Annotated in this window: 21 protein-coding genes and 1 tRNA gene; 9 read left to right on the top strand and 13 right to left on the bottom strand. The window is 61.6% G+C overall.

The window, feature by feature from the left end; translation table 11 throughout:
• Positions 1-3: 3 nt before the first annotated feature.
• The 5 genes from fliN to I6F35_RS16030 form a co-directional block, all read right to left on the bottom strand.
• Positions 4-357, bottom strand: a complete 354-nt coding sequence (gene fliN / locus I6F35_RS16050) for a flagellar motor switch protein FliN (RefSeq protein WP_225118650.1) — start codon at positions 355-357, stop codon at positions 4-6.
• 22 nt (positions 358-379) lie between these two features.
• Positions 380-1003 carry a FliH/SctL family protein gene (locus I6F35_RS16045; RefSeq protein ID WP_225118649.1) on the bottom strand — a complete coding sequence of 208 codons (624 nt, stop codon included), beginning with the start codon at positions 1001-1003 and terminating at the stop codon, positions 380-382.
• Entirely contained in the window at positions 1003-2088 is a 1086-nt protein-coding gene (gene fliG, locus I6F35_RS16040) for a flagellar motor switch protein FliG (protein WP_225118648.1), read from the bottom strand. Before fliG ends, I6F35_RS16045 begins: the two co-directional genes overlap by 1 nt.
• Position 2089: 1 nt before the next feature.
• On the bottom strand, positions 2090-3724 hold the full coding sequence (fliF, locus tag I6F35_RS16035; RefSeq protein ID WP_225118647.1) for a flagellar basal-body MS-ring/collar protein FliF: 1635 nt from the start codon (positions 3722-3724) through the stop codon (positions 2090-2092).
• 175 nt (positions 3725-3899) lie between these two features.
• Complete coding sequence (locus tag I6F35_RS16030) at positions 3900-4175, bottom strand: DUF1153 domain-containing protein (protein ID WP_002714638.1); 276 nt, start codon at positions 4173-4175, stop codon at positions 3900-3902.
• Between the two features lie 215 nt (positions 4176-4390).
• Between I6F35_RS16030 and I6F35_RS16025 the strand changes: the two genes are divergently transcribed.
• Complete coding sequence (locus I6F35_RS16025) at positions 4391-4876, top strand: anthrone oxygenase family protein (RefSeq protein WP_225118646.1); 486 nt, start codon at positions 4391-4393, stop codon at positions 4874-4876.
• A 96-nt stretch (positions 4877-4972) separates the two neighbouring features.
• Here the strand turns inward: I6F35_RS16025 and I6F35_RS16020 are convergent, their stop codons facing one another.
• Positions 4973-5728 carry a flagellar hook capping FlgD N-terminal domain-containing protein gene (locus I6F35_RS16020; RefSeq protein WP_225118645.1) on the bottom strand — a complete coding sequence of 252 codons (756 nt, stop codon included), beginning with the start codon at positions 5726-5728 and terminating at the stop codon, positions 4973-4975.
• 112 nt (positions 5729-5840) lie between these two features.
• Complete coding sequence (locus I6F35_RS40495) at positions 5841-7412, bottom strand: flagellar hook-length control protein FliK (RefSeq protein WP_225118644.1); 1572 nt, start codon at positions 7410-7412, stop codon at positions 5841-5843.
• A 352-nt stretch (positions 7413-7764) separates the two neighbouring features.
• On the opposite strand from I6F35_RS40495, the gene mnmA reads away from it, so the two are divergent.
• From mnmA to I6F35_RS15995, 4 genes are all read left to right on the top strand, one after another.
• Positions 7765-8943: a tRNA 2-thiouridine(34) synthase MnmA gene (gene mnmA, locus I6F35_RS16010; RefSeq protein ID WP_225118691.1), complete on the top strand. Its 1179-nt coding sequence runs from the start codon at positions 7765-7767 to the stop codon at positions 8941-8943.
• A gap of 19 nt (positions 8944-8962) precedes the next feature.
• On the top strand, positions 8963-9601 hold the full coding sequence (locus I6F35_RS16005) for a class I SAM-dependent methyltransferase (protein WP_225118643.1): 639 nt from the start codon (positions 8963-8965) through the stop codon (positions 9599-9601).
• 52 nt (positions 9602-9653) lie between these two features.
• Positions 9654-10013: a hypothetical protein gene (locus I6F35_RS16000; protein ID WP_225118642.1), complete on the top strand. Its 360-nt coding sequence runs from the start codon at positions 9654-9656 to the stop codon at positions 10011-10013.
• A 128-nt stretch (positions 10014-10141) separates the two neighbouring features.
• Positions 10142-10218: transfer RNA gene (locus tag I6F35_RS15995), tRNA-Met, on the top strand.
• Between the two features lie 546 nt (positions 10219-10764).
• Here I6F35_RS15995 and I6F35_RS15990 read toward each other — a convergent pair.
• Complete coding sequence (locus I6F35_RS15990) at positions 10765-11244, bottom strand: recombinase family protein (RefSeq protein WP_346283169.1); 480 nt, start codon at positions 11242-11244, stop codon at positions 10765-10767.
• Positions 11245-11898: 654 nt separating this feature from the next.
• Between I6F35_RS15990 and I6F35_RS15985 the strand changes: the two genes are divergently transcribed.
• Together I6F35_RS15985 and I6F35_RS15980 are read left to right on the top strand one after the other, a co-directional pair.
• Positions 11899-13065, top strand: coding sequence for an FIST N-terminal domain-containing protein (locus I6F35_RS15985; protein WP_225118641.1), 1167 nt, complete (start codon positions 11899-11901; stop codon positions 13063-13065).
• On the top strand, positions 13065-14420 hold the full coding sequence (locus tag I6F35_RS15980) for a hybrid sensor histidine kinase/response regulator (RefSeq protein WP_225118640.1): 1356 nt from the start codon (positions 13065-13067) through the stop codon (positions 14418-14420). Before I6F35_RS15985 ends, I6F35_RS15980 begins: the two co-directional genes overlap by 1 nt.
• Positions 14421-14433: 13 nt before the next feature.
• On the opposite strand, the gene I6F35_RS15975 is transcribed toward I6F35_RS15980, so the two are convergent.
• From I6F35_RS15975 to I6F35_RS15960, 4 genes are all read right to left on the bottom strand, one after another.
• A complete protein-coding gene (locus tag I6F35_RS15975; protein ID WP_225118639.1) occupies positions 14434-15123 on the bottom strand; it encodes a response regulator transcription factor in 690 nt (229 codons plus the stop codon).
• A 290-nt stretch (positions 15124-15413) separates the two neighbouring features.
• A complete protein-coding gene (locus I6F35_RS15970; RefSeq protein ID WP_225118638.1) occupies positions 15414-16100 on the bottom strand; it encodes a response regulator transcription factor in 687 nt (228 codons plus the stop codon).
• Between the two features lie 126 nt (positions 16101-16226).
• Positions 16227-17474: a transporter substrate-binding domain-containing protein gene (locus tag I6F35_RS15965; RefSeq protein WP_225118637.1), complete on the bottom strand. Its 1248-nt coding sequence runs from the start codon at positions 17472-17474 to the stop codon at positions 16227-16229.
• Between the two features lie 135 nt (positions 17475-17609).
• Entirely contained in the window at positions 17610-19301 is a 1692-nt protein-coding gene (locus tag I6F35_RS15960; protein WP_225118636.1) for a PQQ-dependent methanol/ethanol family dehydrogenase, read from the bottom strand.
• A 636-nt stretch (positions 19302-19937) separates the two neighbouring features.
• Between I6F35_RS15960 and pqqA the strand changes: the two genes are divergently transcribed.
• Positions 19938-20018 carry a pyrroloquinoline quinone precursor peptide PqqA gene (gene pqqA, locus I6F35_RS15955; protein WP_212420750.1) on the top strand — a complete coding sequence of 27 codons (81 nt, stop codon included), beginning with the start codon at positions 19938-19940 and terminating at the stop codon, positions 20016-20018.
• A gap of 128 nt (positions 20019-20146) precedes the next feature.
• Positions 20147-20386, top strand: a complete 240-nt coding sequence (locus tag I6F35_RS15950; RefSeq protein ID WP_225118635.1) for a hypothetical protein — start codon at positions 20147-20149, stop codon at positions 20384-20386.
• Positions 20387-20760: 374 nt separating this feature from the next.
• On the opposite strand, the gene I6F35_RS15945 is transcribed toward I6F35_RS15950, so the two are convergent.
• The gene (locus I6F35_RS15945) at positions 20761-21315 is read right to left on the bottom strand and encodes a transposase (protein WP_225118634.1); all 555 of its coding nucleotides are present in this window, start codon (positions 21313-21315) and stop codon (positions 20761-20763) included.
• Between the last annotated feature and the right edge of the window lie 418 nt (positions 21316-21733).

Raw genomic sequence — 21733 nt, 5'->3', positions numbered from 1 at the left:
AAGTTAGCTACGCTCTGCCTTGATGATTTCGGTCATGGTCACGCCAAGCTTGTCTTCGACCAGCACCACTTCGCCGCGCGCCACCAGACGGTTGTTGACATAGATGTCGATGGCTTCGCCGACGCGGCGGTCGAGTTCGAGCACGGTGCCGGGGCCAAGCTTCAGGAGCTGGCCGACATCCATCTTGGAGCGGCCGAGCACGGCCGAGACCTGCACCGGCACGTCGAAGACGGCCTCGAGGTCGGAGGCGATGCGCGAAGCATGTTCGTCCTCGTTGTAACCGATGTCATCATCGGCTCTCGGCGCGTCCGCCGCGTTGAGGTCGGGAAGCGGGACATGTGTGTCGGTGTCACTCATCGTCGATCCTTTGGCTCAATCCTCATGGCCGTTGGTCACGGAACGCCATGTAGCGTCCGACAAGTTCGTCGATCTTGGCTTCGATCGCCGCGCGTTCCAGCACGATGCCGCCGTCGGCCCATTCGATCCGGCAGTCGCCGGTCGCAATGGTCGGCTCGGCCAGGATGACAAGCCGGCCCTGAAAACCGCTCTGCGTCGCCAGCCGCTCGATCTTTTCGCGCGTGCCGTCATATAGGGCATCGTTGATGCGGACCACGATATGGGGCGTCGAGACCAGATGTGCGAAGCAGTCGGAGACCAGCGCCGTGATCTCGCCAAGCGGTTCGCGCGCGATCAGCTCGCTGCATAATTTGCGCGCGACCGCGACCGCAACGTCGACGGCTTCGGTCTCCATCCGCGCCTCGATACCGGAAAAGCGTGACGCGATCGCCTTGATCGCGAGCCCGATCTCTTCCAGTGCGAGCGCGGCGCGGCGGTCGCTCTCCACCTTTGCCTCGCGCTGGGCCGCATCGTAGCCGTTGCGATAGGCGCGCGCTTCCGCTTCCGCGACCTTCTGGGCGATCTCGGCGGCGGTCGCGGCGCGCTCGCGCGACTTGGTCGGCGTCGAGAAGTCGGTATCGAACAGGAATTTTGCGGGCGCGGCCATCAGTACACCAGCTCGTCGTCGGCACGGTTCTTGGTCAGCATGATCTCGCCCTTGGCGGCGAGGTCCTTGGCGAGATTGACGAGCAGCGCCTGGGCCTCGTCGACATCGCGCAGGCGCACCGGTCCCATCGCTCCCATGTCATCCATCAGCATCTTGCCGGCGCGTGAGGACATGTTGCCCAGGAAGAAGTTGCGGACGTCCTCGTTGGCGCTCTTGAGCGCAATACCGAGCTTTTCCTTGTCGACATGGCGCATCAAGGTTTGGGCGGAGGCGGAATCGAGCTTGACCAGGTCGTCGAAGGTGAACATCAGCGCCTTGATGCGTTCGGCGGATTCGCGGTTTTCCTCTTCCAGCGAGGTGATGAAGCGCGTCTCGGTCTGGCGGTCGAAATTGTTGAAGATTTCGGCCATCACCTCATGGGCGTCGCGGCGGCGGGTCTGCGACAGGTTGGACATGAATTCGGTGCGCAGCGTCTGCTCGACGCGCTCGATCACTTCCTTCTGCACCGCCTCCATCCGCAGCATGCGACCCACGACATCGAGCGCGATGTCCTCGGGCAGGATCGCCAGCACGCGCGCGGCATGCTCCGGCTTCAGCTTCGACAGCACCACGGCGATGGTCTGCGGATATTCGTTCTTGAGGTAGTTGGCGAGCACCTCTTCCTGGACGTTGGACAGCTTCTCCCACATGTTGCGGCCCGCCGGTCCGCGGATCTCATCCATGATGCCGGAGACGCGGTCGGCCGGCAGATATTGCTGCAAGAGCCGCTCGGTGGCGTCGAAATTGCCCATCAGCGCGCCGGACGCCGACATCCGCGACACGAATTCAAGCAGCAGGTCTTCGACCACGTCGGCTTCGACGGTGCCGAGCGTCGACATCGCCATCGACAATTCGCGCACCTCGTCGTCGTCGAGCAGCGACCAGACCTTGCCGCCATATTTTTCGCCCAGCGCCAGCATCAGGATCGCCGCGCGCTTCGGGCCGGAGATCGGCTTGCTCTTGGGACGGTCGCCCTGCCGGCTCGACAGCGTCGAGATGACGCTCGTGATGTCTTGGGCGTTGGCGGTTTGCGGTACGCTGGCCATCTCAGGTCTCGGCAGGCTCGGTCAGCCATTGGCGAACAATGGAGACGGTTTCGTTCGGATTGCGTTCGGCGAGTTCGCCGACGCGGTTCACGGCCTGGGCATGGACCTGGCCCTGGATCTGGGCGACGTCGATCATGTGCGCGGCGCCGCTGTTGCCCGGCAGGAGTGCCTGGCCGCCGCCTTCGCTGCCGGCTTGCGCGCTGGCGTCGGCCAGTGCGGGCAGCGCAGGCTCGGCGCGGTTGGTGACGACCTCGGAGGCCAGGATGCGCTTGACCAGCGGGCGGATCACCATGAACAGCACCACCAGGCCGAGCAGCATCATCACGCCGAGCTCGATCACATACATCACGTCGTCCTTGGTGAACTGCAGCATGCCGAGCAGGCCGGTCGGCTCGTTGAGCGGGGTGACCGAAGGCGCTTCGGCAAAGCGCAGATTGACGACCTCGACCTGGTCGCCGCGTTTCTGGTCGAAGCCGATCGCCGAGCGCACCAGCGCCGCGATGCGGTCGAGCTGCTCCTTCGAGCGATCCTGGTAGACCATCTCGCCCTTTTCGTTCTTGGCGTAGCTGCCGTCGACGAGGACCGCGACCGAGATGCGGTTGACGCGGCCGGCTTCGGTCACCTCGGTCTTGGTGGTGCGGGAGATCTCATAATTGTTGGTCTCCTCGCTCTTCTTGCTCTGATCGCGGGCGCGCGCCGGATTGTCCTGGTTCTGATTATTCCCCGGCAGCTCGTTGTTGACGGTGACCTGGCCGCTGTTGTCGGCGGTGAGGCTGGATTCTTCCCGGGTCTGGGTCGAGCGCAGCACGCGACCTTCGGGATCGAACTTGTCGGATGTCTGGGTGATCTTGTTGTAGTCGAAATCGGCGGAGAGCTGAACACGGGCGCGGCCCTGGCCGACCACGGAGGACACGATGTCCTCGACGTGCTTGCGCATCCGCTTCTCGAACGCTGCGCGGCGCTCGTCGCCGACAGCGTTGTCGGCATCGCTGGTGGCGCCGTCGGCGAGCAATTGGCCGGCTTCGTCGACGATCGACACCCGCTGCGGCTTCAGCCCGTTGACCGCGGAGGCGACCACGTGGCGGATGGCGCGGATCTGCTGCGGCTCCAGCGTGCCGCGTACCCGCACCACGATGGACGCGGACGGCTCCGGCGTCTCGCGCGAGAACAACGGCCGCTCCGGCAGCACCAGGTGCACGCGCGCGGCCTGGATACGGTCGATGGCGCGGATGGTGCGGGCGAGCTCGCCCTCCAGCGCGCGCAGATGATTGATGTTCTGGACGAAGCTCGTGGTGCCGAGCGCGTCCGACTTGTCGAAGATCTCATAGCCGACGCCGCCGCCCTTGGGCATGCCGCCCTCGGCGAGCTTCATGCGCAGACGCGTGACCTTGTCCTTTGGCACCATGATGACGGCGCCGTCGTTGCGCAGCTCGAACGGGATCGCCTGCCGCTCGAGCTCCTTGACGATCGAGGAGGAGTCCTCGACGCTCAAATCGGTGAAGAGAGTCGTCAGCTGCGGCGTGGTGACGCGCATGATGACGAAGGCGAAGAAGCCGATGAGCGCGGCGGTGACCGCCACCATCGCCGCCAATCGGGCCGCGCCCAGGCCCTTCAGGAAAGCAACCAGACTTTGCACCAACCGCCCCCAGGGGATTCGGCCCTCGGAGGGTCCGACTGGGCAATTATTGCCTAGGGTATGGTTTCCATCTGGTTAACGGCGGTTAACAACCGCGGCAGAAAGTAGGACATGAAAAAAACCGGCTTCGCAAAACGAAGCCGGTTTTCGTCAAATTCGAATTGGTTTCGAGGGCTTACTGACGATATTGCTGGATCCGGGTGGTGCGCAGCCCGGCCAGACCGTGCTGATCGATGGAAAATTGCCAGGAAAGGAATTCGTCGACCGTCAGCGTGTAGCGGCTGCAGGCTTCCTCCAGGGAGAGCAGACCGCCGCGCACCGCGGCAACGACTTCAGCCTTCCGGCGAATGACCCACCGTTTTGTACCGGGCGCGGGCAAGTCGGCAATGGTTAGCGGACTGCCGTCAGGCCCGATGACGTATTTCACCCTCGGGCGATGGGGTTCTGTCATGGCGTACTCACAAACTCTCGACCACTGAACTCACCCCGCCAAGCTACGCTTGTCGGCTTAAAATTTACCTAAGCGCAAGTGTGCAATACGAATCGGGTTGGAAATGCCGGTAAGGTGGCTCCGCGCGGGCACCTGTGCCAGTGTGGGAAAGCGAGCAGGCCGGCGCCGACAGGCGGCCGGCAAGGTCGAACCACAACTGGGGAGGGAGGTCGCCTGTGAGCGAGACCGTGATGCCGATCCTGCTCTGGTTCTCCGCGATCGGCTGCGGCTTGATAGCCGGGCTCTATTTTGCGTTCTCGGCCTTCGTCATGAGTGCGCTCGGCCGCATCGACCAGGCATCAGGCATCGCGGCGATGAATGCGATCAATGTCGACATCGTCCGCTCGCTCTTCATGCCGCTTTTCCTCGGTACGACGCTGGTGAGCGCGATTCTGGCCGTGGTCGCGGTCTTCCGCGTGGGCGAGCCCGGCACGCTGGCGACGCTCGCCGGCGGCGTGGTCTACGTCGTGGGCATGTTCGTCGTGACGATGATCTTCAACGTGCCGCTGAACAACGCGCTGGCCGCGATCGATCCGGCGAGCGTTGACGCGGCTCCCCTATGGGCGCGGTATCTCAAGGAATGGACATCCTGGAATCATGTCCGGACCGTCGCCTCCACGGCGGCCTGCGCGCTTTTCGTCGCCGCCATCGCTGCGGATTAGAGCGTTTTCGAGCGAAGCGGGTACCGGTTCGCGTGAAGAAAACGCGTCAAGGCAAGAAAATAGAGCTTCGATTCTGATTCCATCAGAACCGAAGCTCTAGGTCGAGCCGGAATCAGAGCCGGAGCCGGCGCCATCGCCAGAGCCAGAATCCTTGTCGCCGGTGTCCGTGCTCGGCCGGATCACCCGCTTGATCTGGTCCGTCGTATAGGTCTGGCCACCGATCGAGAGCAGCGGCGGAGTGGCGGTCAGGTCGACGGAATCGACGATGCCCTGGACTTCGGTCGAGATTGCGACGTTGTTGCCAGAGGAGTCCTTGCCTGTTGCCGTCAGCGTGTAGGTGCCCGGCGGCCATTGCCTGCCGTCATTGCCCTTGCCGTCCCAGACGAAACTGGAGCCTCCCGTTTTCAGCGAGAAATTGCCGGAATAGGCGGTCTGACCGGTCGAGTCGGTGATCGTGATGGTGGCGTTGGTGTCCTTCGGCGCATTGATGTTCCAGGTCGCCGCGCCGTTGAAAAGCGCCTTGCTGCCGTCGACCGCAACGGTGTTGCCGACATAGATCAGCGCCTGCGTCGACTGCGCGCTCTTCTCCAGGGCGACGATCGAGCTCAACTGATCGTTCATCTTGAGCTGCTGCTCGACGCCGGCGAACTGCACCAGTTGCGCGGTGAACTGGTTGGTATCGAGCGGATCGAGCGGGTTCTGGTTCTGCAACTGCGTCGTCAGCAGTGTCAGGAAGGTCTGGAAGTTGTCGGCGATGCCCGACGTCTGGGTTGACGCGTTGTTGTTGCCCGTGGCCGTTCCGGTCCCCGGTGCCGATACGACCGGCGGCGGCATGGATACGTCGGTTGCCATGACAGTCTCCTTTAGGTCATGATCCGATCACGTTGGATCGGATCATGATCTCATCTCCTTGTTTGAGCATGATCTTCTCGGAAAACCGGTTCCCACTTTTCCGGATCATGCTCTAGATTCTGATATCGACACTGCCGCTGGCGCCGAGCATGCGGCCATAGCTGCGGCCAACGACCGGCGCCGGCACGCTGTCTTCTTCGCTGACGATCAGGCGATGTGCATTGGGATTGGACTGGTTGCCGCCGTTCTGCCCCGACGATTGGTCGCGCAGGCTGAACTGCAATCCGCCATTGCCGGTCGACAGACCCGCATTGTCCAGCGCGCGCTGCAACTGGTTGGCGTCCTGGCGCAACATCTGCAGCGTTTCCGGCCGCTCGACGGTCAGATGCGATGTCACCTGACCATTGTTGTCGACATGGATCCGCACATCGATCCGTCCGAGCTCGGGCGGGTCGAGGCGGATTTCGAAACGGCTCTTGCCGCTCTTGGCCGTGGCCGCGATCTCCATCGCCAAGCCGCTGACCGGCACCGCATTGCTCTGGGTCGTTGCCGCGGTCACGGTCAGCTGCGGATTGGCCGACGGCGTCGTTGGCGTCGATGGCATCTGCGGCTGCATCATGGCGATTGCCTGCGCACCGTTGTCGGATGCGGCGGCGAGCGTTTGTGCCGCGTGGGCCGTGGCCGCTTGCGCATGGCTTGCGATGTTCGCGGCTGGTGTCTGCGTGGAATCGCCTGAGGCATCCGCCTTCACCGCGTCGACAAATGCGTGCTCGGCTTTCTGCTTGCCGGCGGCTGCGGTTGGCGGGGTGATATCAGGGACAATGCCGGTCGGAGCGTCGGTGGGCGTGGAATCCGTTGTGCTGTCTTGCGCGCCTGACGTGGGGATGGCGTCCTTCGTGGTCAGCGTCGGCTTTGACTGGGCTGCCGCCTTCGCCTGCGGCGTCGCCGCCGCGGCCGCCGCAGGCAGAGCGACGGCGATGGTCGTGGCGGTCCCGGCAATTGCTTGCTCTCCATCGGAAACGGCGGCGATGGCCTGGGCGTCCGCTTGGGCATTGGCCTGAACATCGGCCTTGGCAGCATTGGCCGCTGCCGGAGCCGTGCCGGCGACCGAGGCCACGGCCGCGATGGCCGCGGCCGCCGTCGTGAGCGGAGTAGTGGCCGTGTCGGATACAGGCGCTGTTGCTGGTGCCGCATTGGCTGGTCCGGTGACGACTGCGGAAACCGCCGCGGTGATCACCGTGACGACAGCGGTGCCATCGTCCTGCTTGGGCTCGTCACCCTCCTTGACATCATCCTTGGCCGGAGCATCGTCCTTCGGCTTCGACGACTTTGCCGAATCGGATTTCGGCGTGTCGGATTTCGAACCGGCCTGATCGGACTTGTCGGCCCGGCCGCTTGAGCCGGCGTCGCTGGGCGTATCGTTTCGCTCGGGGCGGTCGGAGCCTGGGCGGTCATCCGGCGATCTGGCGTCGGCCGGAGCAGGATCATCGTTCCGCCGCGCCGATGCTGGCGGCGGCCGGGAACTGTCGTCGGGACGTTCGTCACGGACAGCCGTGTTGCTGTCGACCAGCGCGGCAAAGCTGTCATTTCCGGGGGCGGGACCGGAATCGGACCGCGTCGACGACCTCGGCGAATTAGCCTGAAACGAGATGCCTGCCAGTGTTTCTTGCGCGACGTTGACCACGACCGACCCTCGGGATGGAATTTCAGTTCCCCACCAGCAAAGAGCAGGCCACTTAAGTCGTTCTTAAAATATCATTATATTACAATGACTTATGAGCAGATCGCCGGATTTGGAACGACGCCGCAGCGGTTCGCTTTTTGCCCGGCGGCAAGATTTGCCGTCTGTATCTGTGCCAAGCACGGCTGATTGCTTCGCGGCGATACGGCCTATATTAAAAGGGTGGCTTTTCTTGCGCCCCGACGAGGCAAACCAGCCTTTTTCGGCGATGCTTCAAAGCCTTCTGGGCAAAGTCCGCTTTTAACGCTGGTCGCGGGGGCAAAGGCTGCTCGCGATAGAATCGATGACCTCTTTCATGCGCAACAGTCTCGATCTCGAAGGCCGTCCCGAGGACACCAGGGTCGTGGTCGCCATGTCCGGCGGCGTGGACTCATCGGTGACGGCTGCGCTCTTGAAGTCGGAAGGCTATGACGTGGTCGGGATCACGCTGCAGCTTTACGACCATGGCGCTGCGACCCATCGCAAGGGCGCCTGCTGCGCCGGCCGGGATATCCACGACGCCCGCAATGTCGCCCAGCGGATCGGCATTCCGCACTATGTGCTCGACTATGAGAGCCGTTTCCGCGAATCGGTGATCGACAATTTCGCCGACAGTTATGCGCTCGGCGAGACGCCGGTGCCGTGCATCGAGTGCAATCGCGCGATCAAGTTCCGCGATCTGCTCGCGACCGCGCGCGAGCTCGGTGCCGCCGTGCTCGCGACCGGACATTATGTCGCCTCGCGCCGCCTCGCCGACGGATCGCGGGCGATGGTGTGCGCCGCCGATGCCGATCGCGACCAGAGCTATTTCCTGTTCGCGACCACGCGCGAGCAACTCGACTATTTGCGCTTTCCGCTCGGCGACATGACCAAGCCGCAGGTTCGCGAACTCGCGCGCCGCTTCGACCTTGAGATCGCCGACAAGCAGGACAGCCAGGACATCTGCTTCGTGCCGACCGGCCGCTACACCGACATCGTCAGCCGTCTGAAGCCGAACGCGGTCGCGCCCGGCGACATCGTCGATCTCGACGGCAAGGTGATCGGCCAGCATCAGGGCATCGTTCATTTCACCGTAGGCCAGCGCAAGGGGCTGGGGATCGCGACCGGGGCGCCGCTCTATGTCGTGAGGCTGGATGCGGCGAGCCGCCGCGTCGTGGTCGGCCCGCGCGAAGCGCTGCGTATGGACCGCATTCTCTTGCGCGACGTCAATTGGATCGGCGATGGCGCGCTCGATGGCGTCATCGGCGATGGCATGGAGATGTTCGTGCGCGTGCGCTCGACGCGTGCGCCGCAGCCGGCGTTCCTGCGCAGGACCGATCGCGGCTACGAGGTCGAACTGGTCGCCGGCGAAGAGGGCGTATCGCCCGGCCAGGCTTGCGTGTTCTACGACGCGCCGTCAGGCCAGGCGCGCGTGCTCGGCGGCGGATTCATCAAGAGCGCGGCCGCGAAGAAGGTCGCGGCGGCGGCACCGCCGCTTGCCGAGGCTGTGCGCTGACATAAATTCGGGGCAGGGGATGGCTGGGGATATCGACCGCGAGGGGGTCGAAAAGGCCTATGGGCGCTGGGCGCCGATCTACGATTTCGTGTTCGGCAAGGTGTTCGATCAGGGCCGGCAATCGACGATCGCGGAGGCCGACCGGATCGGCGGCCGCGTGCTCGATGTCGGCGTCGGCACCGGACTGTCGTTGGCGGACTATTCACGCAGCACCAGACTTTGCGGCGTCGATATTTCCGAGCCGATGTTGCGGCGGGCGCAGCAGCGCGTGCGTGCGCTGGGCTTGACCAATGTCGAGATGCTGGCGGTGATGGATGCCAAGAACCTGGCGTTCCCGGATGCATTCTTCGATGCGGTCGTTGCGCAATATGTCATCACGGCGGTGCCGGATCCCGAGGCGACGCTGGATGATTTCATCCGCGTTCTGAAACCCGGCGGTGAACTGATCCTGGTCAATCATATCGGCGCTGAAAGCGGGCCGCGGCGCCTGTTCGAACTGGCCTTTGCGCCGCTTGCGCGAAGGCTCGGCTGGCGACCGGAATTTCCATGGGCGCGACTCGCCGATTGGGCCAAGAAGCATGGCGGCGTCACCCTCGCTGAGCGGCGCCCGATGCCGCCGATGGGGCACTTTTCACTGATCCGCTTCCGTAAATCGTGAACGTGTTTTTGGTTGGTTCGGAACCACCGCGCCCGCCCGCCGTTTTCTTTGCATGCGGATGAACCAGTCACTTCTCTTTTTCGGTATGCTGATGGCGATGTCCGGGGCGGCGGTCGCGCAGGCCCCGCCTGCGCCGACGACGCCCCCGCCGCAAACCGCGCCGCCCCAGCCGCAGCGCGGCGAGAATTGCACCCCGATGCAACGCCCGGCGAACCCCAACGCGGCTCCGGACACGACCACCGGCCAGCGATCCGAGCCGCTCGGCGAAAGGCTTTCACGTTCCGACGGCGTGTTGTGCCCGCCCGCGGGCGTCGATCCGGAAATGCACGCGCCGCCGCCCAATGGCGGCAATACCCCGGTGATCCCGCCACCCGGCAGCCCCGGCGGCGATCCCTCCGTCCGGCCAAAATAGCGGCCGTTTTGCAGCCACTTGGCAGAAGAATCGGCCGCCGGCCTGCTTTGCTTGACAGGCCGTCTGCCCACTCCTTATATGCCGCGCATTCGCGCCGCGGCATTCCCATGCCGCAACGGCGCTACCGTGGCGGGGTAGCTCAGCTGGTTAGAGCACGGGAATCATAATCCTGGGGTCGGGGGTTCGAGTCCCTCCCCCGCTACCACCTTTCCCCACACTCCTTTGACGTGGTTTGGATAGGCCTTTTCCCCGAGCAGGGCGTTTTAGCCGGCCTGCTATCTCCACGGCTACACCACCTGGGCGTCCTGGATCGGGGAACACAGTGACCGTCTCGACCAGGTCTCTGATGGCTTCTGGGGCCTCTCCGTCGCCCGCACTGACACCTTTAGCCAGTGCTTCTTCAAGCCGACCGAGTTGCTCCTCGTTTGAGGATGGCCGGATGCAGCGCGACTTCCTTCGGGGCGGGCGGTCACTCTGCAACTCTCAGATATCCGCTTTCGTTCGGCATCTAAGGTAGTCGATCGCGGTCCGAGAACGGATGGATCGCCATGTCCTTTCGCGATCGCATCCACCAATCGTTCGATTTCCCGGTTTAATTGCCCAAGCTGCTGCTCAAGGCGCTGCCGTTTTGCATGTGATGTGGCTGCGAGGCGCTTCCGCTCCTCGAGATACGTGCGTACGTATTCTGAGATAACCTTCGGCGCGCGCAATTCGGCCTTTGGCCGGTTGAGGACCGCGCTCTCGACAGTGTCTAAATAAAAGGCCTTGGCGTCCGGACACGTGCCGCTCTCCGTCGCCGCCGAGCAGCGAATGCGAACACGTCCTGATTTGTCGCGCCCATTGGTTGCCATGCCGAGCCGCAACGGAGCAGGCCAGATAGCATCCGACGAGGCCGGCGTTGATGGCTGGGATGGGTGTGACTGCGCTCCTCTTTGCGTTGCTGAGCAGCTGTGAATAGCTCTCGATTAACAATTGCAAGATGCGGCACTTCAGCCACCTGCCAGTCACTCTTAGGATTTGGTCGTGACAGGCGCTTTCCCGAGTCGGGATCTTTCACCATTCTGACTTTGTTCCAGACGAGGCGCCTTACATAAAGCTCGTTCTGCAGAATGCCAGCACCCCTCTCGAGATTGCCATTGATAGTTGAGGCATTCCATGCCCGCCCCCGCGGAGGTGATACCCTCTCCTTATTGAGATCGTGCGCGATTTCGCGAGGCGTCCGACCATCCACGTATTCCTGGAAGATGCGCCGTATCACCTCCGCCTTGGCCTCGACGATGACTCGTTCGCCGCTCCTTCCGGCGACCGCGGCGTATCCGTATGTCAAGAGGAACGGCCGCTACGAGCGGCTCGTGCAATTGGATGCCGCGGCGAAGAAAGAGGATGGAGCTGGGAAGGGCTTCGCGCACCAGTATCCGCTGCTCAGAAGGATTACTTCAAACTCTTTGACATGTCGCAGATACTGGGGCGAGAATCGGGCACCCTCCGCAAGGGACTATGACCAGCTATCGATCTGCTGCTCGTTTAGCCTGAATCGAACCTGCAGCCAGAACCGTTATGAGCGGGAGGATATCGGTCGCGTCCGCTGACTTTGCTGTATTTTCGTCTTCGCTCGGTCGCCTTTGTCGGGTTTCGGTGACGTCGTTTCTGGTGCGAAACTGGTGCGGTCGGCGTACTCAGTCTCAAGTAACAGCCACTCCGGGCGAAAACAATCTGTCGGGACAACAGACCTCCCTCCCGGCCGACAAGCATGTTTCATATTGGTCCGACTGGATCGAGTGCAGCATACAGCGCTGAGCTGGATGACGGTTTGCGCCGAACAGAAAATGCATCTAATCTTCAAACGACTTGGCGTTAGACCGGGTGACGATCGGGAGGGAGACCAGTGGAGCAAACCGATATTCGGTTTGGCGGTACATATGGTGTGGCGGCCGTCAAGGCGAAAGCGCGGACCCCGAATGAGGCCGCGGCTGAAATCGCCGGCCAGTTGCCCTCTGACGATCTTGCCATGGTCCTGGTCTTTGTCTCGCCGTACTATGATCCACATCTCTTTGTGGCGGAGATTGTGAATCACTTCGCGGATGCGCCGGTATACGGCTGCACGACCGCTGGCGAGTTAGCGCCCGATGGGTGGGATGAAAACAGCGTCGTCGCCTTGGCGTTCAGTAAGCGCGATTTCCGTGTCGTTGCTCGCCCAATTCTCAACCTTAGAAATTTTCGCGTCGAGGATGGTCGGAGGATCGGGAGCGAGCTTCGACAGGAATTGCTTCGGGGCGAGACTGAGGTCGACGGCAGCCGTTCGTTCGGGCTGGTGTTGATCGACGGCATGTGCCGGCGCGAAGAAGCCGTCATGTCCGCCATCTACGCGTCGCTCGACAGTATTCCGATCGTCGGGGGATCGGCAGGGGATGGTTTGCGCTTCGAAAAGACCTGGGTGTTTTTCGATGGCGAGGCTCACACCGACGCTGCGCTCTTGATACTGCTCAACACATCGCTGCCGTTTCACGTATTCAAGTGTGACAATTTCGTGCCTTCTTCGAAGAAGATGGTCGTAACGGATGCCGACATCGAGCAGCGGGTGGTCAAGGAATTGAACGCCGAACCCGCGTCAGAAGAATATTCGCGCGCCGTCGGAATCGTGGACAACAAGCTGGATCCGTTTTCATTTGCGTCCCATCCGGTGCTGGTACGGGTTGGTGGCGCATACTATGCACGATCGATTCAGCGCGTGGATCCCGATGGATCATTGCGTTTCTTTTGCGCGATCGACGAAGGCATGGTCCTGACTGCAGCGACGTCGCAAAGCCTGGTCGATGCGACGCTGGACGCCTTCTCCAAGGCACGCAATGAGATAGGCGACGTTTCTCTCTATATCGGGTTCGAATGCATCTTGCGCCGCCTGGATGCCGAACAGCATCAACTGGCGCGAGATATGTCGGAGCTTTACCGCCTGAATGGCGTTATCGGCTTCCATACCTACGGCGAACAGTATGGTTCGATGCATGTCAACCAGACGTTTACCGGGGTGGCCATAGGCAGGCGGCCAGTCTGATGGAAACGAAGGAAAATCACAGCGTGCTCGAAGAGTCTCAACGTGAGACCGCGAAGCTCAGGAAGATCAACGCGGCGTTGATGTCTCGCGTCGAGCGTTCAATGGATCAGCAGTTCAACGCGTTCTCGTTATTCGAGACGGCTATCGCATTGGACCATCAGGTTCGTGAACGGACCCAACAGCTACGGGATGCGCTGCACTCCATCGAGAAAACCAACGAAAGCCTGTATCGCGCCAAACAAAAGGCCGAAGCGGCAAGTTCCTTGAAATCGTCGGTGTTGATCTCCGTCACTCACGACCTATTGCAGCCGCTGAACGCTGCCCGGCTGACGCTATCGGCGCTTGCGGAGCTGATGGAGGCCAAGGACGGAATGTTGCTTGTGGAGCAGGTCGATCGATCGCTGATAACCCTCGAGGATTTGCTGCGTTCGCTGCTGGAAATGGCGAAGTTGGACGCCGGCGCGCTGCGACCGGAGGTGCGGCCGATTGCTGTCGCCCTTCCGTTTGAGCAGCTTCGCAGCGAGTTCGAGCCGATTGCCGAGAAGCAAGGTCTTTCGCTGCGGATTTGTCCTTCGTCGCTCGCTGTTGCCTCGGATTCGATGATGCTCAGGCGCATCCTGCAGAACTTGTTGGCGAATGCGCTGCGATATACCAGGGCCGGCGGTGTCGTGATGGGATGCAGGCGACGCGGCGACCGTGTCTGCATCCAGGTGTCCGATACGGGACCGGGAATTCCCAAGGCGCAGCAGGAGGCAATATTCAGAGAGTTCCAGCGCGGCGACGTGGGCGCCAACGATCAGGCCGGCTTCGGGCTCGGTCTCTCGATCGTCCGTCGCTTCGCAACGGCCCTCGGCCATGAAGTCCGAATCTCGTCGGAAGTGAGCCGGGGTTCGACCTTCTTCCTGGAATTGCCTCTGGCTGATTCCGCTAGTGTCGTTGATGAATCGCACGAGGTTCAGCTCGTCGATCGTCGATATGGCGGATTGGAGGGAGCCAAGATCCTGTTGATCGAGAACGATCCATCAGGTGCGGAGGCGATGGCCGCTTTGTTGGAAGGGTGGGGGTGCGACGTCGCGACAACACGGTCGACGACAGACGCCCTGCAGCGCCTCAGCGAGTTAGGGGGAGCGCCGGATACGATCGTCGCGGATCTTCACCTGGATCATGGCGAGAGCGGGCTGATGGCCGTTCGGGAGATCAGGCAGTCGATGAAGAAGGACGTTCCCGCGATGATCATCACCGCGGACTACTCCGAAAAGGCTGCAAAGGAAGCGAGTTTCTACGGGCTCGAGGTGATAAAGAAGCCGGTAAAGCCGGCGGAAATGCGGGCTCTGCTTTCATTCCTGCTCACATAGCCCGGTTGACCGATTACGGCGCATCGCTTTCACTGCGATCGGTGACCGCCTTGTTGGCGGCCAGGTTCGCGAAATCAATCTTGGACATTTCGACGATAACCCTGGTGCGACTGAGAACATTGAGCTTGCGTAGAATATCTGAAACGTGGACCTTCACCGTGGTCTCGGAGATATTGAGCTCGTATGCGATCTGCTTGTTCTGCAGACCGCGTCGCAGCATTTCGAGGACACGCAGCTGCTGTGGCGTCAGATCATGCAGACGCTTCAGCAGTTCCTGAGCAGGCCCTCGGCGCCGGCGAGTCACGGCGCGATAGTTCTTCGGCAGGCAAATCGAGCCGCGCAGCGCTTCTGCTATCGAGTGAGCGAGTTCCTGCTTCGATGACGATTTCGGTATGTAACCGGATATGCCGAGTGAGAGCGCGCTGGCCACGATTTGTGGATCCTGGTGCGCTGAAACGACGACGACCGGATTGCGGGGAAACGCTTTGCGAATGCGGATGATGCCGGACAATCCTGTCGTACCCGGCGTCGACAGATCGAGAAGGATCAGGTCAATGCCATCGACGGACGACGACAGCAAGTCGATCGCTTCATCGATCGAAGTCGCCTGAAGAATATCGGCGTCCGGAACCGCCATGCGCAGAGCCAGCTCAAGCGCTTCGCAAAATAGCGGATGGTCTTCGACGATCAGAAATCGCGTCAAGCTAAGCCGCTCCCTGGTCGCTCGTTGCCATAGCCTAGAACGTGATGACTTTTCTTCGAATCGTCATCCCGCTCTAGCTCTCTGTTTGAGCATGATCTTTTCGGAAAACCGGTCTCCACTTTTCCGGATCATGCTCTAGGCAGATTGGAGCATGTCCGCTGCAGGGCGGCTCGAGTTGATCCAGATCAACGCAGTGCGAGGATAATGTAACCGAACGGCCAGGCGCGACGCAATTGGATGGCGATCCGGCATACGTCGCGCGGCGGCCCGACGGGATGGCTGCGCGTCGTTCATTGTGGCCTGCCGCGATCGGTCCGGGCAGGCGGTCGGCTCTTTGGATCGGGCAAGTCGATCTTGCCGATCTCAATGACCGCCTTGTTGCGGCTGAACAGGCCCAGCTTCCGCAGGATCTCCGTGATGTGCGCTTTGACCGTCGACTCGGCTAGTTGCAGTTCCTGGGCGATTTGCCGGTTTGGGTAACCCTTGCGCAGGAGGTCGAGCACGCGAAGCTGCTGGGATGTGAGTTCGCGAAGCTTCGCCTGTAAAGCCTGGGTGCCATCTGGGTTTTTTCGACGAGTCGCCGCCACGAAATCCTTTGGCACGGAAACCGAACCGCTGAGGACGCCTTCGATCGATAATGCCAGCTCCCGCTTCGATGTCGATTTCGGCAGATAGCCGGCGGCGCCGAGCGAGATAGCCTCGCGCACCACGTGCTGGTCCTCTTCACTCGACACGATGGCGACGGGCAGGCGAGGGTGGGTCTCGCGGAGCCGCAGAAAGCCGGAAAATCCCATGGCGTCCGGCAGGGACAGGTCAAGCAAGGCCAGGTCGATTCCCTGTTCGGATGCGAGAATGTGAAGCGCGTCGTCGATCGACATCGCTTCAAAGATCCGAGCCTCCGGAAGCGCCAATCGCACCGCATTGCCGAGGGCTTCGCGGAACAGGGGGTGATCGTCAATGATCAGGAAGCTGGTCATAACGCCTTCCCTCGGTTTCACCGCATGGGCGGAAAAAGGGCGTAGCCGTCGCCGGTCATTGACCAGCGACGGAGCGGCCTTGAAAGACGTTAGCACAAGTCCCCATTTGCGTCCGGCCCGGATCGATCAGTCGTTGGATTGCGATTGGACTGTCAGCAGGAAGGCATAGATGCTCTCGAACTGGTCGTCTGTGTATACGTCTTTCCAGGCAGGCATCCCCTTGGCCGGACGGCCTTCTTGTACGGTCGTCCAGAATTTCGTGCGCATATCGTCGCCGTAGCGGTGATTGAGGAGCCTGAGGTCGATGCGTCGCTCGCTTTGTACCGCGTCGGGGCCGTGGCAATGGGCGCAGGTTCCGTTGAAGATCTCCTTTCCACTGCTTACCGTCTCGGGGCGCGCGGTGGCGGAATCGGCCTTCGCCTCAGGCGGAGCCGCGTTCGCGACCTTCACCACACCTGGTCCGGTCCCAACCGTGCCGTGGAGCGATTGAGCAGGTCCGTCATTTTTCTCGGCTGCAGGCTCATCGGACGCCTGTCTGGTGACAGCCGATGCGCCGGTAAACCGGATCGCGCGATCGCCCGGCAGTCCGTATTTGACCGAAAGCTCCGCAATCGTGCGTTCGAGTTGCGGCAGAGCGGCGTTGACGCGATCGCGTAGATCCTTTGACGTCTTGGCAAAGCCGACGGCGGTGTCCCACGACAGGCCTTCGCCTTCGGTGGTCTGGATCCGATAGCGGCCACCATAGGTGGTCTTGTTCAGCCAGCCGGCAACCGGCCCCCAGATGAAGGCGACATCGACCTTGCCTTGATCAAGCGCCTTCATGCCTTCGTCGGGCGAAAGAACCGTGACCTTTTCGATGTCGTCCCGCTCGGCCAGGAGATTTTGCGGCGTGGTTGCGAATTGCACCGCAACGCGCTTGCCCTTGAGGTCGCCGATTCCACCGATCACCTGGTTGGTGTTTGCCACCAGGGCATAGCCTTCCGTTCCGAGTTTCCTGGAAAAGATCACGGCGGGGCCCATGAAATCGTCGGAGAGCGGTAGGCCGATCATGGCGTCGCATTGCTTGCCGAGCAGCGTGACGCGCACGGTGCGTTTGCCGAAATAGGATTTGTACCAGTCGTAGGTGATGGGCTGGCCGAGCGCCTGCGCCAGAGCTTGGCCGATCTCGACATAGAGACCGGGCTGGGACGGATCGTCGCTCGAGAACGGCAGGTTTGTCGGGTCGGCACAAAGGCGGAAGGGCTCCGCCTCAGCCCCGCGGCTTGGTCCAGCCAATCCGGTCAACGTGGCAGCGAGGGCAAGAATTCCTGCACAGGCGCGGGCACGGCGTAGGCCACGGCACTCCTTGTCGATACCAGGACGGCTTGGACGCATCCTCGGGCTCCCTGTGGATGGTTGGGCACGGTTGGAATAGCGCCCGGCAGCACTCGCTCAGCCTGCTGCCGGGAAGCATTCTGTTCAAGGCGGCGTGCGTATTCCGAGATTTGGACCGCGCACGCCGAGGCTGGCTTATTGGACGGCGAACACGAACAGCGAGCCGCCTTCGGGGGCTGCTGCGGTTATCTTCTTGCCGACCTCACCCAGGAACGCCGGGATCGCAGCCGTGCGGCCTATGACAACGGCGACATACTGCTTGCCGTCGACCATGTAGGTGATGGGACCCGCGCCGATACCGGAGCCGAGGTTGCGCTTCCAGAGGATATTGCCGGTCTTGGCATCGATAGCGCGGAAGTCGCCGTGAAGATCGCCGGCAAAGACAAGATTTCCGGCGGTGGTGAGGGTGCCGCCATTGAACGGCAGGTCTTCCTTGATGGACCAGACCTTCTTGTTCTTCACCGGATCCCATGCCACGAGTTCACCAAGGAAACCACCAGGGCCTTCCTTGGTCGGAAATTCGGCGCCGAGATAGAACACGCCGCGCTTGTAGGTGACGTCGCTGACCGACCAGTCCATGCAAACATTATTGGAGGGAATGTAGACGAGACCGGTTTGCGGATTGTACGACATCGGTTGCCAGTTCTTGCCGCCGATCAGATTAGGGCAAATGTCTTTCGCGGGATGGCCGGGGCCGGGACGCTTATCGGGATTCTCGACAGCGCGCAGCGTGGTCGTGTCCCATTTCTCGGCCCAATTCGTGAAGACGTACTTTTCTGCCGAAAGGACCTTGCCGGTCTCGCGGTTGGCTACGAAGAAGAAGCCGTTGCGATCCGCCTTGAGAAGTGCGGGAACCGTGTTGTTGCCGATCTTGAGATCGGCAAGGATGGCCTCGTTGACGCCGTCATAGTCCCAGGCGTCGGCCGGCGTGGTTTGAATGTGCCACTTGATCTTGCCGGTCTTCGGGTCGAGCGCGAGCGTTGACGCCGTGTAGAGGTTGGTCAGCTTGCCGAAATCGCCATTGCCGGTCGACCGGACCGCCGTGTTCCAGGGAGCGGGATTGCTGGTGCCCCAGTAAACCGTGTCGCTCTTGGCATCGTAGGAGCCGACGAGCCAGGCGGCGCCACCGCCGTGCTTCGCACTATCGCCCTTCCAGGTGTCGCCGCCGGGTTCTTCAGGCGAAGGAACAGTGAATGTCTCCCAGACCTGTTTGCCGGTGTTGATGTCAAAGGCCAGCAGCGCCCCGCGCACACCATACTCGCCGCCGCCAAACCCGGTGATGACCTTGTCGCGAACAACAAGTGGGGGAGAGGTGATGACCGAGCCCTGCTTGTAGTCGACCACTTTCGTGGTCCAGAGCGCCTTGCCGGTCGCCGCGTCAAGCGCAGTCAGCTTGCCGTCGAGCCGCCCGACAAACAGCTTGCCGTCGGCGTATGCGACGCCGCGATTGTTCACGTCGCAGCAGGCGTACTGCAGCACGTCATCGGGAATCTCCGGCTCGTAGGTCCACTTGCGCGCGCCGGTCGCGGCGTCAAGCGCATAAACATATTTGGGACCCCACGAGGTCGAAACATAGAGCGTATTGCCGATGACGATCGGCGACGCTTCGTTCGAGCGTAGTGATCCAAGCGAGAACGAATAGGCAAGCGACAGCTTGCCGGCGTTCTCTGCGTTGATCTGCTTGAGGGGACTGAAGCGCGTATTGCCGTAGTCGTGCCCGGCCACCGCCCATTGCCCCGCCTCGGATTGAGCCTTCAGCAACGAGTCGTTCGCGCGAACGCCAAAGGTACCTGCAGCCAGCATGGCGACCATTGAAATGCCGGCCAAGAAGCCTCTACTTCCTAACATCATCTGTTCCCTCCGCGATGTTGTCTGCGCGTCTTCGTTGGACGCCGTGCGCTTCGCGCTTTCCGATGGGCAGTCTGTCTGCGATCCATCGTGTGAGATTACAGCACCGCGGTTTCGGACTCAGTATAGGCGGAAGGTAGTAGTGCAATTGACGATCGCGCTTCGCCGCCATGTTGTTGTGGTTTCTTGGGTTCTTGTTGTTTTTTGAGGACGAGCGCAGCGGAATCGACATGGCTCTTTGCGCTGGTCCGTCTGCCCGCATGCCCGATCGGGCCGCAGTCGGCGCGACAATGGCGGCGAGCTTTTCAACGACGCTTCCGGCCGCGTTTTTCCGCCGGTGAATCGATCGACGCCGCGCGGCTCTTGTACGGAACGTCAATAAGGATTGTTCGGAATCAATGCGTTACCGCACCGGCGTCTACTACCAAGATCGCGATTACAAAGTTTTGCGGACGTGTTATCGACCATCAAATGCTTTGAGCCGAGCTTCGCCGGAGCCAATAGCAGCGCGGTTCGGCGGGGGATTTCTCCCTGACTGCGAGGACCCAGGTCCTCGCAATTTCTTTGCGCTGCATCGGCAAGTAAACGGCCGTCTAACCCTAAGGAGGAGATGAAATGACCTGGAAGACCCCGAAGATCGTCGAAATCGCCGTCGGTTTGGAAATCAATATGTATGCGTGCGCCGTCCGGAAGTAGCGAACCGGAATGAGGCTGCTTCGCCGCGTGGGTGGTTCCTGCGCCCGGCGAAGCAATACTATGGTGATTAGCTATCGCTTGTTCATGCAATTCGCTGCCGTGAACCAGCGGTAAGGGGTGTCGCTCGCATGTTCGTGACCGTCGCCGCCGTTCTCTGCCATCTAAGCGGTCTCGCTGTGGGCAGCTGCGTCGAGGAGATCGTTACCGATAGCAACATGACGCCGGAGATCACATTTCAACACTGTATCAAAGGCGCACAAGCCCCCCTGGCGAAGTGGATGAACGAACATCCGGTCTACCGTTCGAGCTGGCGAATCGAGCGCTACAAATGCGTGCCGGGTCATTATGAGATCAATGGCAGAGCGTAAACACCGCAGTTTGCGATAACGTCGCCGAATCTACGATCAAAAAGGAGAACCGTAGTCAGATCGAATGTGGAGCGGTAGTTGGTGGGAGCAATGAGCGATGATGGAATAATGCCGCTGATTTGTCCGACGTGTCAGATGGTGCGGTGTCGCCGGCATCCTCGCCGGCGGCCGCCTTTTCTACTTTGCATGGGGTTGTTTTCGATATTTTGGTCGGGAGCGGGGGCGGCGTCGACCTTGCGGCAGTCCTTCCCGAGATGATGGGTGGCCTGCCTGGTCGTTGCGCGCGGCCGAACAGCCCGCCTTCGCCCGATGGGCGTCGCGCGGCAGCCTTCGTTCGCTTCGCTTTCGAAAGACCGGCTGTCTATACCGAAAACCTAAGCTCGGACGTAGTGGTGGTGAAGTCCGCCAAGGATGGCGTGTGATTGAATGCTTCCGGTCCGCTGAACCGGGCGAGCAACCGGCGCGTCTTTGTCCAACGACCGGTGCGTTCGGATGTCGTTGTAATAGCGTGCGTGGGATCGCAAAATCCGTCGTAGATGCGTCTCACCAAAGACGATGATGTGATCTAAGCACTCGCGGCGGATCGATCCGATCAACCGTTCGGCAACTCCATTCTGCCACGGCGAGGCCGGTGCAGTAGGCCTGTCGCGGATGCCCATGGAGCGCATTCGGCGCGTGACGACGCTGCTATAGATCCGGTCGTGATCCCGGATGAGGTAGCGCGGAGCGTCATCCCAGGGAAATGCCTCCGTGATTTGACGTGCAACCCATTCGGCCGTCGGATGTGCTGTGACGTTGATCCAAACGAGGGCTCTGCGATCGAGCCGGACGATGACGAGAGCATAGAGCAGCTCGAAACGATCGTTGGAACGACGAACAAGTCCATGGCGGCAATGTCCGGCGCGTGGCTGCGCAAGAACGTCCGCCATCCCTGGCTGGGCGGCCCGTGTCGCCTGACCATATACTTAGCGACGCTCGACTGCGCGACCTCAAACCCGAGCTTCAGTAGTTCGCCGTGGATGCGCGGCGCGCCCCAAAGCGGATTTTCGATGCTGATCCGCCGGATCAACACGCGCAGCTCGGTGTCGATCTGCGGTCGGCCTCCCGAAGACCGTGACTTCCAACGCCAGTAGCAGCGAAACCAGTCCTGTGCCGACGCCCGAGGGTCTCGGGGCGGACGAGCGTGAGGACGGACGAGATTGATGGAAACCAACGATACAGCTGGACAAAGAACCAGCGATCATGGTTCGTGAGCCGGACGCGACCCTGCAGTCTCCGCCGCAAGACCATCAACTGATGTCGCAGCGCCGCGTTCTCAGCTTCACGCTGCAACCTCGACTTGAACGG

Source organism: Bradyrhizobium sp. BRP22, assembly GCF_020194175.1.
Taxonomy (GTDB): Bacteria; Pseudomonadota; Alphaproteobacteria; order Rhizobiales; family Xanthobacteraceae; genus Bradyrhizobium.
This window is presented reverse-complemented; position numbering and strand designations above follow the sequence as displayed.

Bases quoted from the DNA above. Each gene is read 5' to 3' on its own strand.
- fliN (WP_225118650.1), bottom strand. From the start codon at position 357: ATGAGTGACACCGACACACATGTCCCGCTTCCCGACCTCAACGCGGCG.
- I6F35_RS16005 (WP_225118643.1), top strand. From the start codon at position 8,963: ATGGCTGGGGATATCGACCGCGAGGGGGTCGAAAAGGCCTATGGGCGC.
- I6F35_RS16045 (WP_225118649.1), bottom strand. From the start codon at position 1,003: ATGGCCGCGCCCGCAAAATTCCTGTTCGATACCGACTTCTCGACGCCG.
- I6F35_RS15965 (WP_225118637.1), bottom strand. From the start codon at position 17,474: ATGCGTCCAAGCCGTCCTGGTATCGACAAGGAGTGCCGTGGCCTACGC.
- I6F35_RS15970 (WP_225118638.1), bottom strand. From the start codon at position 16,100: ATGACCAGCTTCCTGATCATTGACGATCACCCCCTGTTCCGCGAAGCC.
- pqqA (WP_212420750.1), top strand. From the start codon at position 19,938: ATGACCTGGAAGACCCCGAAGATCGTCGAAATCGCCGTCGGTTTGGAA.
- I6F35_RS15950 (WP_225118635.1), top strand. From the start codon at position 20,147: ATGTTCGTGACCGTCGCCGCCGTTCTCTGCCATCTAAGCGGTCTCGCT.
- I6F35_RS15980 (WP_225118640.1), top strand. From the start codon at position 13,065: ATGGAAACGAAGGAAAATCACAGCGTGCTCGAAGAGTCTCAACGTGAG.
- I6F35_RS16000 (WP_225118642.1), top strand. From the start codon at position 9,654: ATGCGGATGAACCAGTCACTTCTCTTTTTCGGTATGCTGATGGCGATG.
- I6F35_RS16030 (WP_002714638.1), bottom strand. From the start codon at position 4,175: ATGACAGAACCCCATCGCCCGAGGGTGAAATACGTCATCGGGCCTGAC.
- mnmA (WP_225118691.1), top strand. From the start codon at position 7,765: ATGCGCAACAGTCTCGATCTCGAAGGCCGTCCCGAGGACACCAGGGTC.
- I6F35_RS16020 (WP_225118645.1), bottom strand. From the start codon at position 5,728: ATGGCAACCGACGTATCCATGCCGCCGCCGGTCGTATCGGCACCGGGG.
- I6F35_RS15945 (WP_225118634.1), bottom strand. From the start codon at position 21,315: ATGGCGGACGTTCTTGCGCAGCCACGCGCCGGACATTGCCGCCATGGA.
- fliG (WP_225118648.1), bottom strand. From the start codon at position 2,088: ATGGCCAGCGTACCGCAAACCGCCAACGCCCAAGACATCACGAGCGTC.